At 34.0% G+C, this 16,026-nt stretch carries 15 protein-coding genes; 7 read left to right on the top strand and 8 right to left on the bottom strand.

The genetic code is table 11. The features are described 5' to 3' along the window. The first annotated feature begins 67 nt into the window (after window positions 1-67). The 6 genes from IPK14_07180 (at window position 68) to IPK14_07155 (ending at window position 8,118) form a co-directional block, all read left to right on the top strand. The gene (locus tag IPK14_07180) at window positions 68-2,164 is read left to right on the top strand and encodes an alginate lyase family protein (GenBank protein MBK7993204.1); all 2,097 of its coding nucleotides are present in this window, start codon (window positions 68-70) and stop codon (window positions 2,162-2,164) included. A gap of 28 nt (window positions 2,165-2,192) precedes the next feature. Then, on the top strand, window positions 2,193-4,181 hold the full coding sequence (asnB, locus tag IPK14_07175; GenBank protein MBK7993203.1) for an asparagine synthase (glutamine-hydrolyzing): 1,989 nt from the start codon (window positions 2,193-2,195) through the stop codon (window positions 4,179-4,181). Between the two features lie 291 nt (window positions 4,182-4,472). Further along, window positions 4,473-4,751 (top strand): hypothetical protein, encoded by a 279-nt coding sequence (locus IPK14_07170; GenBank protein MBK7993202.1) that lies wholly within the window; start codon window positions 4,473-4,475, stop codon window positions 4,749-4,751. Between the two features lie 44 nt (window positions 4,752-4,795). Then, window positions 4,796-7,429: a glycosyltransferase gene (locus tag IPK14_07165; GenBank protein ID MBK7993201.1), complete on the top strand. Its 2,634-nt coding sequence runs from the start codon at window positions 4,796-4,798 to the stop codon at window positions 7,427-7,429. A gap of 5 nt (window positions 7,430-7,434) precedes the next feature. Beyond that, window positions 7,435-7,677, top strand: coding sequence for a hypothetical protein (locus IPK14_07160; GenBank protein MBK7993200.1), 243 nt, complete (start codon window positions 7,435-7,437; stop codon window positions 7,675-7,677). Window positions 7,678-7,794: 117 nt separating this feature from the next. Beyond that, on the top strand, window positions 7,795-8,118 hold the full coding sequence (locus tag IPK14_07155) for a DUF4405 domain-containing protein (protein MBK7993199.1): 324 nt from the start codon (window positions 7,795-7,797) through the stop codon (window positions 8,116-8,118). Between the two features lie 165 nt (window positions 8,119-8,283). Here IPK14_07155 and IPK14_07150 read toward each other — a convergent pair whose 3' ends face one another. Continuing rightward, complete coding sequence (locus IPK14_07150; GenBank protein MBK7993198.1) at window positions 8,284-8,826, bottom strand: Hsp20/alpha crystallin family protein; 543 nt, start codon at window positions 8,824-8,826, stop codon at window positions 8,284-8,286. Window positions 8,827-9,080: 254 nt separating this feature from the next. Between IPK14_07150 and IPK14_07145 the strand changes: the two genes are divergently transcribed. Next, entirely contained in the window at window positions 9,081-10,619 is a 1,539-nt protein-coding gene (locus IPK14_07145) for an AMP-binding protein (GenBank protein ID MBK7993197.1), read from the top strand. Here the strand turns inward: IPK14_07145 and IPK14_07140 are convergent. The 7 genes from IPK14_07140 to IPK14_07110 form a co-directional block, all read right to left on the bottom strand. Continuing rightward, window positions 10,616-10,996 (bottom strand): RidA family protein, encoded by a 381-nt coding sequence (locus IPK14_07140; protein MBK7993196.1) that lies wholly within the window; start codon window positions 10,994-10,996, stop codon window positions 10,616-10,618. The two genes, IPK14_07145 and IPK14_07140, sit on opposite strands and share 4 nt — an antisense overlap. A 29-nt stretch (window positions 10,997-11,025) precedes the next feature. Beyond that, entirely contained in the window at window positions 11,026-13,191 is a 2,166-nt protein-coding gene (locus tag IPK14_07135; GenBank protein ID MBK7993195.1) for a bifunctional (p)ppGpp synthetase/guanosine-3',5'-bis(diphosphate) 3'-pyrophosphohydrolase, read from the bottom strand. 140 nt (window positions 13,192-13,331) lie between these two features. Next, window positions 13,332-14,138, bottom strand: a complete 807-nt coding sequence (locus IPK14_07130) for a hypothetical protein (protein MBK7993194.1) — start codon at window positions 14,136-14,138, stop codon at window positions 13,332-13,334. Window positions 14,139-14,353: 215 nt separating this feature from the next. Then, the gene (locus IPK14_07125) at window positions 14,354-14,794 is read right to left on the bottom strand and encodes a biopolymer transporter ExbD (GenBank protein MBK7993193.1); all 441 of its coding nucleotides are present in this window, start codon (window positions 14,792-14,794) and stop codon (window positions 14,354-14,356) included. A 33-nt stretch (window positions 14,795-14,827) separates the two neighbouring features. Then, window positions 14,828-15,088, bottom strand: a complete 261-nt coding sequence (locus tag IPK14_07120) for a biopolymer transporter ExbD (GenBank protein MBK7993192.1) — start codon at window positions 15,086-15,088, stop codon at window positions 14,828-14,830. Beyond that, window positions 15,037-15,276, bottom strand: coding sequence for a biopolymer transporter ExbD (locus tag IPK14_07115; protein MBK7993191.1), 240 nt, complete (start codon window positions 15,274-15,276; stop codon window positions 15,037-15,039). Before IPK14_07115 ends, IPK14_07120 begins: the two co-directional genes overlap by 52 nt. 3 nt (window positions 15,277-15,279) lie before the next feature. Next, window positions 15,280-16,017, bottom strand: coding sequence for a MotA/TolQ/ExbB proton channel family protein (locus IPK14_07110; protein MBK7993190.1), 738 nt, complete (start codon window positions 16,015-16,017; stop codon window positions 15,280-15,282). Window positions 16,018-16,026: the final 9 nt, after the last annotated feature.

The raw sequence follows: 16,026 nt of genomic DNA, 5'->3' as shown, positions 1-16,026 counted from the left end.
CACCTAAAGAATTCTTATGTGAGTGGTATTTTACTAAATTTAGTAACCCTTTTAAGGAGATAGACTAATGGAATTAGTAGATAAAATTCGTCGCAAAACGGTTGGATTAACAAACCAAGAAATAGCGCAAGAATTTCTACTAATACTTAAATCTCGTTTTGCTCCTCATTATCGCTATACAAAAAGCTTAATAATTAATCAAGAAATTACTGATAAAAAGCTTGAACAATCTTTAAGCTTACTTAATGAAAAAGATTTATTAAAATACTTTCAAAATAGAAAAAATGTAAAAATTTATTCTGGAATTAACAATTTAATAGAAACCTGCCAAATTTTTCAGGATAATTTTCCTGAAACTACACAAAAGCTTATTGATGAAGCAAATTTAATTTGTGAGCATAAATTTAGCTTTTTAGGTAAACAACTAGTTTATAATCAAGAAATAGACTGGCATTATGACCCAACAATAGATTATCGTTGGTCATCTATTCACTACAGTAAAATGCACATTATTGCTAAAAAACCTGGTAGTGATATTAAAATTCCTTGGGAACTAGCCAGACTTCAACATTTTATTACACTTGGACAAGCTTATCATTTTACCCAAGATGAAAAATATGCTTTAGAATTTCGTAATCAGCTTTTTTCTTTTGCCCGCAGTAGCCCAAAAGAAATAGGTATTCATTGGCTTTGTGCTATGGAAGTTGCGTTTAGAGCGATTAGTTTATGTTTATCATTTTATTTCTTTCGTAACTCTAAACACTTTGATTTAGACCTACTTAAGTTACTATTAAAACTTCTGCTTTCACATGCTGAATTTATTAAGTCAAACCTTGAATTTTCCATTCGTATAACTAGTAATCATTATTTATCTGACCTATTAGGGTTATTTTTTATAGGTGTTTTATTTCCAGAATTTAAGAAATCTCACACTTGGACAGATTTTGCATTAAAAGAACTGCTAGTTGAAATGGACAAGCAAGTTTATACAGATGGAGCAAATTGGGAAGCTTCCATTCCCTATCATGCTTTAGTAACAGAAATTTACTTATATGCCTTTTTACTTGCTAAAGAAAATCAAATAAAAATAGAAGATAAATACTGGAATAAATTAGAAAAAATGTTTCTATTTACTCGTGCTTACTTAAAACCTGATGCTACTGCTCCATTAATTGGAGATTGTGATAATGGTCGGGTAATTCTTTGGCAAAAACGTCCAGCAACAGATCAGGCTTATTTATTGGCAATAGCAGCAACTCTTTTTCAAGATGAACGCTTTAAGATACTGTCACAAGCAAGCCAGGAAAGTCTTTGGATTTTTGGTAATTTTGGCTGGGAAACACTTACAAGTTTACCTATTACAGAACCTCCAAGCTCAAGTAATTTTCCTAATACAGGCATTTACTTACTACGAGATAAAGACCTCTATCTTATTGCTGATTGTGGAGATATAGGAATAAAAGGACGAGGTTCACATGCTCATAATGATTTATTAAGTTTTGAGCTTTTTTATAGAGATAGAACATTTTTTATTGATCCTGGAAGTTATGTTTACACATCTGACCCTACAGCAAGAAATATGTTTAGATCAACTAGCTACCATAATACTGTAATGATAGATGAACAGGAAATTAATGAAATTTATCCAGGGCAATTATTTTCTTTAGGCAGTCAAGCAAAACCTAAAGTTAATCAGTGGAAAACTACTGCTGATTTTGATTTTCTAGAAGCTCAACATGATGGGTATTTACGCTTAAGCCAAGGCATTATTCATAAAAGACAATTTCTATTTAACAAAATTACTGCCTGTTGGTTAATAACAGATTTATTTGAAGGTAGCGGAGAGCATTTATTTAATTTTTTCTTTAACTTTGATGAAAATCTACAAGTTGAGCTAATAGACAACACTAGTGTAATTATTACAGATGAAGAAAATAATTTGTCTTTAGCCCTGGTTGCAATAGAAACAAAAGGAATGTCGGCAAAAATAGTGGAAAGATATGTTTCTAAAGGCTATGGAGAAAAGACAAAATCTTGGGCTATAGTGTATAATTTAAGAGCGTCTGCTCCTGAAAAGAGGCGTTTTCTTATAGCTCCTTGTGGGCGTGAAGATTTATCTGGAATTGACATTTTAATTGAGCAAATACCAGATTGGAAAATTTAACTATAAAATTTAATTGGGCAAATAAATTATGTGTGGAATATGTGGGATTTTTAAGTTTGGTTCAGTCCAACCAGAAATAACTGAAAGTCTTTTAGAAGAGATGCGCGACCGTATGGTTCATCGTGGGCCTGACGATGAAGGAGTTTATATTTCATCTGATGGGCGTGTAGGTTTAGCACATCGTCGCCTTTCAATTGTTGATCTTTCTGCCGCAGGTCAACAGCCTATGCCTAATGAAGATAACACTATTTGGATTAGTTTTAATGGTGAAATTTATAACCATCGAAGACTACGTAAAGAATTAGTTGATAAAGGACATATTTATTTTTCTGAAACCGATACAGAAACCTTGGTTCATCTTTATGAGGAACGCGGGCTAGATTTTGTTGATGCCTTAGAAGGAATGTTTGCTATCTCTATTTGGGATAGCAATAAAGAACGTCTGGTTTTAGTTCGTGACCGTTTAGGCGTAAAACCTCTTTATTATATGCAGCTTCCAGGGCAATTACTTTTTGCCTCTGAAATCAAATCTTTACTTGCCCATCCAGCCGTAACTAGAGACATTAACGAAGAAGCCCTTTACCATTATTTGACATTTCTAACCACCCCAGCACCACAAACTTTGTTTAGAGGAATAGAAAAACTACCTCCAGGACATATGCTAGTTTGTGACCGAAATGGAACTATAAAAGTAAGCTCTTATTGGGATGCTATTGTCCCCTCTCCTACAGAAAAATATAGCGAAGAATTTTGTGTTGAAAGAATTCGCTTACTACTTACTCAGGCAGTAGAAAAACGGATGATGAGCGATGTGCCTTTTGGAGTGTTTTTATCTGGTGGAGTTGACTCTAGTGCTAATGTTGCATTAATGGCACGTATGACTGATAAAGTACGGACATTTACTGTAGGATTTAAGGATGCTGATGGATTTAATGAACTAGAATACGCTAGGCAAATTTCTCAAATTTTTGCTACCGACCATCATGAAGTAATGATTGGGCCAGAGGATGTAGTAAATTTCCTACCAGATTTAATTTTCCATCAAGATGAACCTATTGCCGACCCTGTTTGTGTGCCGCTTTATTATGTTTCTAAGCTTGCCCGTGAAAATGACACAATTGTAGTGCAAGTAGGCGAAGGCTCTGATGAAATTTTTAGCGGTTATAGTAGCTATATTGATTACTTAAATATTTATGAGAAAGTCTGGCAAAAATTAGAACGTCTTCCACGTGTTTTGCGTCGTGGAATGGGAATGATGCTTTCTCCTTTTGCTGGAACAATTGCTAATAATTTTCTCCCTCGTGGTCAAAAGCTTTTCCCTGAACTAGTCCGCCGACTTGAAGCAGGAGAAGATTTATTTTGGGGCAGCGTTATTATTCACGATGAAGTAAGCAAAAATAGCCTTCTATCTAAAAATTTCCGTTCTCGTACTCGTGGCTTATCTTCCTACACAATATCTAAAAATTACCTAGACGTTATTTCTAAAGAAAAATCTAGTGCTGACTTTTTAGAAAAAATGACTTATTTAGAACTAAAAATGCGTCTTCCAGAACTGCTTTTAATGCGTGTAGATAAAATTTCTATGGCAACCTCTATTGAAGCTCGTGTACCATTTTTAGATCATAAGTTAGTAGAGTTTGCAATGAATATTCCTAGAGAACTAAAATATAAAAATGGACAAGCTAAATATATCTTAAAGAAGGCTTTAGAAGGTTTAATCCCAGATAACATTATTTACCGTAAAAAACAAGGTTTTGGCCTGCCTATTAAACAATGGTTTATTGACCGAATGTCAAATTTTATAGAAGATTCTCTATTTCGTTCTCCACTACGTAAAAGAGATTTTTTTAATTATGACCATATACAAACAATGTTGGGTGCGCATAGTGCTGGACGTGTAGACTATAGCTTTAATTTATGGTGTTTACTAAATTTAAGTCTTTGGTATGAACATTGGATAGAAGGCCGTTTAGCAGGTTTAGAAGCTAGCACATCACCTATTAAAGCCGAAGGATAATTATAAACTGTTGATTTGCTAACTTATTACTAAATTTCTAGTTTAGTACAGCGTAAACTAAGTAAAGTTATATTTTTGAATCTTAAGCCCCAGCGGGGCGAAATAACTGTAGCCTAGGGTTTCAACCCTAGGAAATAATAGTTAAGTTTCTTTAAGCCCTGTAAGGGCGAAAGAGTCTTTTAATGTTAAGAAACAACTATGTCGCCCCGTTGGGGCTTTAGATTAAAATATCAGAAAATTTAGTTTACGCTGTATTTAGTTACAAATCAAAATTTATTTTTTTAAGTCAAAATGAGTAAAGTACAATCTGCAATTCCTAGTACAGAATCACTTAGTTTTACACCCCAAGCTTTTTGGAAGCTAATTACTAGTGAAACTTCTAAACAAACTAGTCTTCTCTTTATTGCACAATTATTTAGCACTGTGATTAATGCTGCTGCAACAGCCATTATTGCCCGTTCTTTAGATAAAGAAAATTTTGGGTTATTTGTTTTTTGCTGGTTTTCTATTGTTCAATTTTTTAACTATTTTTTGAATTTGGGGTTTTTGCTGCTGGCACACGCCTTTTAGCAATTGAGCGTAAAGCTACAGACATACGTAAGTTAATAGGAGCATTGCTAGTTTTAGCTGCAATAATAGGCACTTCTTTTAGCGTTGTAATTATTTTAATTGGAGAGCTTTTTAACCCAGTTATAGCATTAATAATTAAATATACAAACCTAGATTCTAATTTATTTCTTAATTCACAGATAGAAAGTTACTTACTAGCTATTGCTCCTCTATGTGCTATAGTGCCTATGCAACTATGTATTGAGCAAATTTGTCAAGGCTTAAACCACATTCGATCATTATCTTTATTAAGAATTTTACTTCCAATCACAACCTTAATAAATATAATAATTTTATTTTCTCTTAATCAATTAACAGTCCTAACAGCAATGTTTTCATCACTTATAGCAATTATTATTTCTTGTGGAATAGTAATTTTGTTGTTGAAACCCTCTTTTACAGGAATAAAAGAAAACATTAAACAAATAATTTCAGAAACTAAGCGATTTGGATTTGATATTTATTTTGGTCGTATTACCACAATGCTTTCTACTAAGCTAGATGGAATATTAATTCCATTATTTTTAGGAGCAACTACATTAGGTTTCTATAACTTAGCACAAAAATTTGCTGAACCTCTAACTAATCTTTCTCGCTCAATGGCAATTACTCGTTTTAAGAATTTTGCTAATGAGCCTAGTGTCAAACCTCTTATTATTCAATCTAATTTGTTACTCCTTAGTTTAGGAGCAATTAGCTTAGTTTTAATTGGCCCTTATTTATTAATCCTTATCTACACATCAAAATATGCTTATGCAACTAAACTTTTACCTGCATTTGCTGTAGCAGCATTTTTTGGCGGCTTATTTCAACCTTACAATACTTTTCTTTCCGCCCACAGCCGAGGCAGCGAATTACGCAATATTTCGGTTTTTATTGGTGTGCTTAATGTTATTAGTCTGTTTTTTGTCCTACCCCGTTTTGGAGCAATGGGAGCCGCTTGGATGCTAGCAATAGCTTCAGCTAGCAATTTTACTCTACATTATTATTACTATAAGATTGTTTGTCAGGAAACAAATAAAAAAATTCATATCACAATGATTGACCTGTCTAATGATACAAAAACTGGTATTGAGTGGGTTAAAGGTAAATTTGGAGATGTAGAATTAGATTTAGTTAATAAATCTGAGATTCGTTCTGGCTCTCAATTAGCTAGACTTTGGCAAATGAGAAACACAGCGCGAGATATTTTTATTATTTTCTGTGATCGTTTAGAGTGGCAAACCCGCCGCACTCCTATGCTAATTTTTGGGCTGCTAATTGGTTGTAAAGAATGCTGGTTAGTTGATGCTCATAATCGTTCAGAAACTCATTCTCGTGCAAAAATTATTTTTATTAAAATCCCACATTTATTTATTGAAGCCGTAGGATCTTTTCTAGTAATTGGGCTTTCCTGGTTTTTAACAACATTGCTAGCAATTTTAGTTAAATTAAAGCCAATAAGTTGGACAGCTAAATCAGGACTGCCTAAAATTACTTTTATTCGTACTACCCCAACTAGCGGAGCGCAAACAGGTGGAGCAAATAGCCATATCAATGGTTTTACTAAAGGAATTATTGAAAATGGCGCAAAAATGCAATTTATTTCTAATGATGGTATTTCTGGTATTAATAAAGAAGAAACTCCAATTACAGTAATAGAACCGTCTGCGTTTTTTAATGCTCACCGAATGATTTTTGAGTTATGGAATAACTTAGCTTTTTCTTTTCAAGCACTTAGAAAAATTAAAGCTGATCCTCCAGATTTTATTTACCAACGTTATAGCCGTTTCACTTGGGCAGGTGTTTTTATTTCCTGGCTAACAAAAATTCCCTTACTACTTGAGTTTAACGGTTCAGAAGTTTGGGTAGGTCGTCATTGGGATGATGCAAGTTTGTTATGGCTACTAGAAAAATTTGAAAACCTTAATCTTCAAGCAGCACAACTAATTTTTGTAGTTTCAGAAGTAGAAAAAAATAATTTAATTAAAGCTGGCGTGCCATCACAAAAAGTAGTAGTTAATTTTAATGGTGTTGACCCAGAAATGTTTCGCCCTAACCAAGGAGGCGAACAGGTACGCACCCAACTTGGTATTGCAGATAAAACTGTAGTTGGTTTTGTTGGTACATTTGGCCCTTGGCACGGTGTTTTAGTTTTAGCTGAAGCAATTTCTCGCTTACCTAAAGATTCTAATTGTCATTTTTTATTAATTGGCGAAGGTAGCTTAAAATCTAAGGTTGAAGAAATCTTAAAGAAAAATAATGCTTTAGACCGTGTAACTTTGACTGGTAGGTTAAGTCATCGCCTTGTACCTTCTTATTTAGACGCTTGTGATATTTTAGTTTCTCCTCATGTACCAATGGAAGATGGAAGTGATTTTTTTGGCTCTCCAACAAAACTTTTTGAATATATGGCAATGGCTAAACCTATTGTGGCTAGTCGCTTAGGCCAAATAGCTGATGTTATAGAAGATGGGAAAAACGGCTATTTGATTGAGCCAGGCAATATTGATATGCTAGTTGAAACGCTTGCTAAACTTTCAGCTAAACCTACCGAATGCAAGCGATTAGGTGAACAAGCACGACAAGATGTAATTGCAAACTATACTTGGAAACGTAACGCAGGCCGAGTTTTGGAAGCTTACTCATTACATAAGTAAAATATATGAATGATAAAACCAATATTAAAAAACCTCTTTGGGTTAAATTAGCTGTATCAGGTCTTTCCAGTAGAATTACGGCATGGATATGTTTTTGGCTTTCCATTCTACTAATGGCTAGTGTAGCTATTTACACTATTTGGTTAGGATGGACACAAGGCTCTTTACTAAGCATTTTATTTATAGTAGCTCCCATTTGGTATTATTTAGCAATTAAATGGATGGACAGAAATGATCAATGGAATTAAATACCAAATAAAGATTAGATAAAACCATTTTACTATTAATATTACTTATTGGCATTTATTTTGCGTAAATTTGTGATAAAGCCATTAGCAAATTATTATTTTGCAGGAGGTTATGTCATGAATAAACCAAAAGTAAACTTTATTATTGACTCTGTAGCTTTTTTGCTATTTTTGTTATTAGCAACAACTGGGATAATTATTCGCTATTTACTCCCTCCTGGAAGTGGTCAATTCAAAGGTATTTTAGGCTTTAGCAGGCATCAATGGGGCGATATTCATTTTTGGATTGCAATAGCAATTCTACTAGTAATTAGTACACATTTATTCACCCATTGGGAATGGATTGTATGTTTAATTAAAGGTCGCAAAAAGAAAAATATAAAAAATGCGTGTTGCTATGGCAATAAGTGCTGTAATTTTACTAGTAATTATGATTTCTAGTATTTTACTTAGTCCTGTAGAAAAATTTTAAGTTTTTATAAAAGCTATGGCCGCCCTTAATTCTTTTTTAGAGAATCTTGGACGGCCATAGCCACATCACTTGATCAACAACCTCAAACAAACTATCTAACTTACCGACTACGCAAAATTATTTGAAATCTATCTTTATACTTTAGCTGCTTTGGCTGCTTCACCAATAAGAACTTCTTTTGCTTTTGGCTCTACTTTTTTAACTTCAGGAACTGGCATAATAACTTCTAAGACTCCGTTGTTAAACTTGGCTTCTATTTCTTCAAATTTTACACCTTCAGGAAGTAAAACGCTTCGATAGAATTCACCATAGTTAACTTCTGAACGATAATAGCCTTCTTTTTCCTCCTTATGCTCTTTCTTACGTTCACCACGGATAATTAACTTATTGCCTTCTAGTTCAACTTTTACATCCTCTCTTGTCATCCCTGGTAGTTCAGTACGAATAAAGTATTTTCCTTCTTTGGTAAATACTTCCATTGCAGGCTTCCAATCAACAGTCTTTTCTAAACCAAAGCCTTCAAATGCTTTATCCATTTCTTTAGTAAACTCCTTCATAAGTTCAAAAGGGTTTGTATTAAAGAAATTTCTTGGAGCTAGGAAAAATCCAGGTGTAAAGAACCCTTTTGCAACTTCTTTAGGCTCAATATTTGTGGTTTTTTCCATTTCTTTCGTCATGGTTAACACCCCCTTTCATTCTGAAATGGCACCTTTACTTTGTGCAAACAATGTACCAAGACATAAGAAATAAGGAAGATTTAAGCTAGCTTTTTGAATAATCGATCTGATTTATTATCAAGAAGTTATATCTAATTCATTCCCTTCAGTTTTTCTAGTTGTCTATTTATATTTTGCAGATGGAAATTTTCCCAAAATAAATGTAATATTTCGCAAAAATCTCTTATTTTTACTCATACATATTATTTAATTAAATGAACTTAGCAAAAACTTTTATAGATATATTACAGAAGGAAAAAGATAAAGTTGCTTTTTTAGCCATTTCAGCAAATCAAGAAGTCATTTGGCAAAAAAATAATCAAGAAATTTTATTAGAAGTTTCCTATTGGATAAATGCACTAAACAATTATTCTATTGTTAAAGGTGATATGGTTGCTGTATCTCTAGGAAAATCAAGCAATTTAGTCCCTGTACATATTGCTTTATTAGCTATAGGTGCCATTATCATTCCTCTTAACCCTGCTTTAAGTGCCAGAGAAATAGAACAAATTTTTTTAATAGCTAATATTAAGTTAATTATTAGCAAGTCAGATTTGTTAATGAATTATTCTAACTTAGTTAATTCTACTAGTGCTTCATGGTGGCTTGAAGGTGCTGAAAAAGTCGATTTACCTAATACTTTTAATTTTACAAATTTATTAAAAGATCCTTCTCTAAAACTATTAGAAGAAATAGAAAGTATTAATAAAAATGACTTAGCATTACTGCTTTTTACTAGTGGGACAACTGGTAAACCTAAAGGTGTTGGAATAACACATAGTAGCCTTATAAGTAATTTATCTGCTTTACTTATTGATACTTGGCAATGCACTAGTAAAGATAGACTACTACATGTTTTACCACCTTATCATGTTCATGGCTTAGGTTTAGGAATTTATGGTAGTTTGCTTATAGGAAACACTTGTATTTTTCTAGAAAAATTTGACCCTCTTGTAACTTTAAGAGCAATAAAAGAGCAACAAATTAGCTTTTTTATGGGTGTTCCAACAATGTACCACCGAATGTTACAAACAGAAGGCGAGTTTGACCTTAGCTCAATGCAGCTTTTTACTTCTGGTTCTGCTCCGCTTAATCAAGAAACTTTTTATCACTTTAAGCAAAGGTTTGGGTTTACAATTGTTGAACGCTATGGACTAACAGAAACTCTTTTTAATGCCTCTAATCCTCTAGATAACCCTAAAGCAAACAGTGTTGGACAAGCTATAAAAGGTGTAGAACTAGGTATTTTTGACCCTCAAACATTTGAAAAATTAGTAGTTAATGAAACTGGGGAAATTTGGGTTAAAGGTGAGAATGTTTTCCAAGGCTATTGGCAAGAACCTGAAATTACACAAGATGCTTTTTATCAAGGCTGGTTTCGTACTGGCGATTTAGGAAAATTTGATAAAGATAATTATTTATTTATCTCTGGCAGAATCAAAGAATTAATAATTGTTGGAGGAAACAATGTTATTCCAGGGGAAATAGAAAAAGTTTTGTCTGCAAATCCTGATGTTTTGGAATGTGCTGTAACAGCTATTAATGACAAGGATTTAGGAGAAAAGATAATTGCTTGTATTGTTGCTAAAGAAACTTGCAATTTATTAGAGCTAGAAACTTGCTTACGAAAAACTTGTCAGCAAAATCTAGCTCCCTACAAACACCCTAAAGGATATAAATTTGTTAGCTCTCTTCCCCGTAATTTTATGGGAAAACTAGAACGTAAAAAATTAGTTGATTTGGCTAATAGTTAAACGTAAGCAATAAGGTCTATTTCAATACGAGCATCTCTTGGCAACCTAGCAACAGCTACAGTAGATCTAGCTGGTTGAGGCGATGGAAAATAACGTCCATAAACCTCATTTACTTTAGCAAAATCATCCATATCAGCTAAATAAATTGTTGTTTTTACTACCTTTTCAAAACTGCTACCTGCTGCAAGTAAAACAGCTTGCAGGTTTTCCATTACTCTTTGAGTTTGGTTAGTTATATCACCTTCTACTAATTGCCCTGTAGCAGGATCTAAATGAACTTGTCCAGACAAAAAAACCAAATCGCCCAGTTTTATTGCTTGGGAATATGGGCCTATTGCTTGCGGTGCATTATCCGTTTTAACAGCTTCTTTTTGCATTTATTCCTCTTATATATAGTAAATTTTACCTAATAATGACTTGTACGCTCAACTTCAAGCACTCCATCTACAGATTTAACAGCTTTAATTACTCGCTCTAAATGTTTTACATCATAAACTTCTGTAGTAATATCCATTATTCCATGTCCATCAGCAGAAAGAGCAGCATGAGCATCTCGAATATCAGTTTTAATATTTGAAATAGCTGAAGTTACAGCCGCAAGTAAGCCTTGGCGATTTTCTGTTATCACGGAAATAGTCACTGGATAAGAAGCTTGCTGGTCTTCAGCCAACCAATCAACATCTATTGTACGTTCTTTGTTGACCATTAAATTTTTTGCATTAGGGCAACCTGTAGTATGAACAGCAACCCCTTTGCCACGAGTAATATAACCTATTATTTTTTCTCCTCGTATTGGATTACAGCAACGCGCCCGGTAAAGCATTAAATCATCAATTCCTTGAACTTTAATGCGATCCCCACCAATACGAAAAACTTTCTTTATAACTTGACCAAGCTTGGTTTCTTTAGCTTGATCTAGGCGAGCAAATTCTTCGGCAGGCATTAATTTAGCAATAACACCTCGTGCCGATACTTTACCATATCCAATAGCAGCAATTAAATCTTCTGCCCTTTGTAGTCCATATTCTGGGGCTATACGCTGCATTTCTCCATCATTAAGCAATTTCTTTAAACTTAATTTAAAGCGTTCAGATTCTTTTTCAAATAACTTTTTACCTATTTCTAAAGCTCTTTCACGCTCATTATCAGTAATATATTTTCTAATTTTATTTCGCGCTCGGCCTGTAGTAACAAACTTTAACCAATCCCTAGAAGGATGTGCGTTATTTTGTGTTATGACTTCTACTACATCCCCGTTTCTTAGTTGATAGCGTAGAGATACAATGCGACCATTTACTTTTGCACCTGTGCAGTGATGACCTACATCAGTATGAATTGCATAAGCAAAATCTACAGGTGTTGCCCCTCTAGGTAGTTCAATAACTTTACCTTTTGGAGTAAAAGCATAAACATCTTGAGGATATAAATCTAACTTAAGCCCATCAATAAATTCTCTTGCATCAGGAACTTCTTGTTGCCATTCTACCAGACGTTTTAACCAAACAAAAGTTTCATCATCAGTATGTTTGCCTAATTTTTTTTCTTTGTATTTCCAATGAGCAGCAATACCTTCTTCTGCTACTCTGTGCATTTCTTCTGTACGTATTTGTACTTCAACAGATTGCCCTGACTCTGTTACTATAGAAGTATGTAGGGATTGGTACATATTATCACGTGGAATAGCAATCCAATCCTTAAAACGTCCTGGTATAGGTTTCCATAAATTATGAATTACACCTAATGCCCCATAACAATCCCTAATATTACTAGTAATTAAGCGTATTGCCATTAAATCATAAACTTGGTCAATAGTAATTTTTTGTCGCTTAAGCTTAAGAAATATACTGTATACCCGCTTAACTCTGGACTCGATTCTTACTAATGGGACTCCTGCTTCTATCATTTTTTTGCTAATGATAGTTTTAATTTCTTCAATATTTTTTTCTAATTCTGGTCTTCTACGTTCAACAACTGCTTGTAAATTACTATAATCATTGGGGTATAAGTATCTAAAAGCTAAGTCTTCTAGTTCGCTTCGTATTTTTCCCATACCCAGCCGATGAGCAATAGGAGCATAAATATCTAGGGTTTCTTCCGCTTTACGCCGTCGTTTTTCGGCTGGCAGATATTCAAGTGTACGCATATTATGCAAACGGTCAACTAACTTAACTAGCACAACTCTTATATCATCAATCATAGCTAGTAGCATTTTACGTACAGTTTCAGCTTGGCTTTCTTCTCGGGAAGCGTAACCTATTTGAGAAATTTTAGTTAAACCATCAACTAAGTGAGCAATTTCTTTACCAAAACGCTGCTCAATTTCCTCAAGTGTTGTTGCTGTATCTTCTACAACATCGTGTAAGAGACCTGTAGCAACACAAATTACATCCAAGTGTAATTCCGCTAGTATATTAGCCACTTCTAAAGGATGTGCTAAGTAAGGTTCACCAGATTTACGAACTTGGCCCTTATGAACCATAGCAGAAAAAAGATAAGCGGCACGAAGTAGATGTATATCTTCTGCCTTATAATAGCCTTCTACTTTATTTAATATATCTTCAAATCTAATCATAAAAATTAATTGTTAACTAGTAAACTTTTGTATTGTCAAGAGAACTTTTAGTGCATTAAGTATAATCAAAAAAGTTAAAACAACAAAAAAGAAAGAAGCCACAAAGGGCTTCTTACTTAAGAGAATTAATTTTACTTATATTAACTTGTAGCTTGTGTAGCTTGTTGAGCAGCAGCCTCTCTTTGAATCTTTTGAAATTCTTCTATATCTTTAGCAGCTTTTTCTTCCAATTCTTTTTTCAGTTTTGGATCTTGTTCTATCTTTATTTGTTCACGATAGAGTAATCCACGGTAACTATAACAGTTAGCATACTTTGGATTAACCTTAAGTGAATCTTCCATATAACCTAAGCCTTTAAGAATTAGCTGTTTAACTTGTTCTTCATCTCCTGCTTCCCATTCTGTAGTAGGTTTATATTGTGCTGGCTGAGTACGAGGAATTAAGTATTTTTGTGTGATTTTATAAGAATCTTCCCAATAACCAACAGCTAAAGTATAGTAAGATTGTGCGCGTATTTCATCAGATTGTCCAGGAAGATTAATTCTTTTTAAGACCCAATTACGATTTTCTTCTTTTTGATCTAATCCCTTATAAAGTTCTGCAATAAAAGCGTGTGCTGCATCTATATCTTGTGGCTTAGTACTAGCTTTAATAACTTCTTGATAAGCTTTTACTGCATTTTCACCTAAGGTTTTATTTTCAATAGAATCTCCCCCAGGAGAATATTGGGCGCGAAGTGAAGCAGCATAGTAAAGTCTAGCAATAGGAAGTTCAGAGTTATATTCTATTGCTTCTCCAAAAAGTTTTGCTGCTTCTCCATAATTACCTTTATTATACGCACGTGTTCCTTCATTAAGCCGATCCTTGGCCTTAAGTTTACTACAACCCAAACTACTAGTTAGAGCAACAGCAACTATTAAAACCAACATTAGATGACGCAAAACCATCTTCATCCTGATTAATAGCATTATTTGCTAAAGATCTAGCAAACAAATGCCTCCTCCTTCAATATAGAAATACGAAGACAGACAGTAATGCGGGCCTGACTGTCGGATTTCATATCCATTTACCGCCGCATTGGATTAAGTATTAGAAAAAAAGCTAATTAGATTAAAAAATTAGACCACTAGGGTAGAAAGTTAATCTACCCTTCTAAATTACATTACGATACTGGTTCATCGAGGTAATCTATTTGTAGTCCAATAGGTTCTGCTCCAGCACCTTTTACTATGTCAATAATTTGAACTATATAACCATAGTTAATAGTTTTAGGAGCTTTAATAAAAAGCGTCTTTTTATCTGTAGGACGCTTACTTAATTCATCTGATAATCTAGTTCCTAGTTGTTCTTCATCCATTGCTTGGCTATTAAGTTCAATCTTACGATCTTTACTAATAGTAACTACTAGCAAACTAGGGTCAGGTTGAATATTAGGATCAATTTCTTCTGGTGGTTTTTCTGGTACTTTAGTTTCAAATTTATGTGGTTTTAATGGGGTAATAACCATAAAAATAATTAGAAGTACCAGCAAAACATCAATTAATGGTGTTACATTTATATCAGGTTTTGCATTACCACCACCGCCACCAGCCGACATACTCATAATGTTACTCCTCTTAGTAATGTAGAGATTAGCTTAATTGCTTGCAGCACCTGGAGCTTTTTCTTTCTCTTTATCTGTTACTAAACCAATGCGATCAATTCCAGATTCACGAATAGAAGAAATAGTGTCAACAATTGAACCGTAACTAACTAATGCTCCACCTTTTATATAAACAACACGATCATCTATTTTACGGTTTTCCATCATTGCTTTTATTTTTTCCGTTAATCGTTCTTTAGCAATTAATTCTTTGCCAAGATAAAATTGTCCATCGGCAGGAATAGCAACAACCACTGCTGTTTCTTTATTGATATCAGGGTCTTCTTGGGAGTTTTTGCTTTTGGCATTACTACCGTAACACCGGATTGTAACATTGGTGTTACTACCATAAAGATAATTAACAAGACCAACATAACATCAACCATTGGGGTAACATTTATTTCTGACGTAAAACCGCCACTACCGCCTGCTGACATTCCCATAATTTATCTTGCTCCTCTTCTCTTTAGGAAGTAATCAATTAATTCGCTTGAAGAATTGTCCATTTCTACTTGGAAAGAATCTACTTTACCTTGGAAATAGTTATACATCCATACAGCAGGAATAGCCACAATCAAACCAAATGCTGTTTCAACCAAAGCTTCAGAAATACCACCAGCAACAGCAGAAATACCAGCAGATTCAGCAGCTTTCATTCCAGTAAAAGCATTAATGATACCTACTACAGTACCAAATAAACCTACGAATGGAGCAGTTGAACCAATTGTAGCTAGAGCAGAGAGACCACGTTTAAATTCGGCTGATTTTACAGCAGTTGCACGTTGTAATGCTCGCTTAGAAGCATCAATAATATCACCAGATATTTCATTGCTCATTTGATGAGCTTGGAATTCTTGTAAACCAGCATTAACAACAATAGCTAAGTGGCTTTTACGATGACGGTCAGAAATATTGATAGCTTCTTCAATACGATTGTCTTTTAAGGCTTGTGCTACTCTAGGCGCAAACTCACGAGATTGGTCACGAGCAGCTTTATAGGTAAGAAATCTTTCAATCATTACTGCGATTGAATACATTGACATAAAAGCAAGGATGATAGCAACTGCACGGGCTGTCCAACCCATCTTTTGAATCATGCCCCACATTGTAAAGTCTTCGGTTTGGCCTTCTTGGAAGAAAAAAGCCAATTGGTAACTCATTAAGGTAAGTTTAGTAAAAAGCATCATTTAAGC

Source organism: Blastocatellia bacterium, assembly GCA_016713405.1.
Lineage (GTDB): Bacteria > Acidobacteriota > Blastocatellia > Chloracidobacteriales > JADJPF01 > JADJPF01.
The sequence above is the reverse complement of the archived record's forward strand: the minus strand, read 5'-3'. Positions and strand labels throughout refer to the sequence as shown.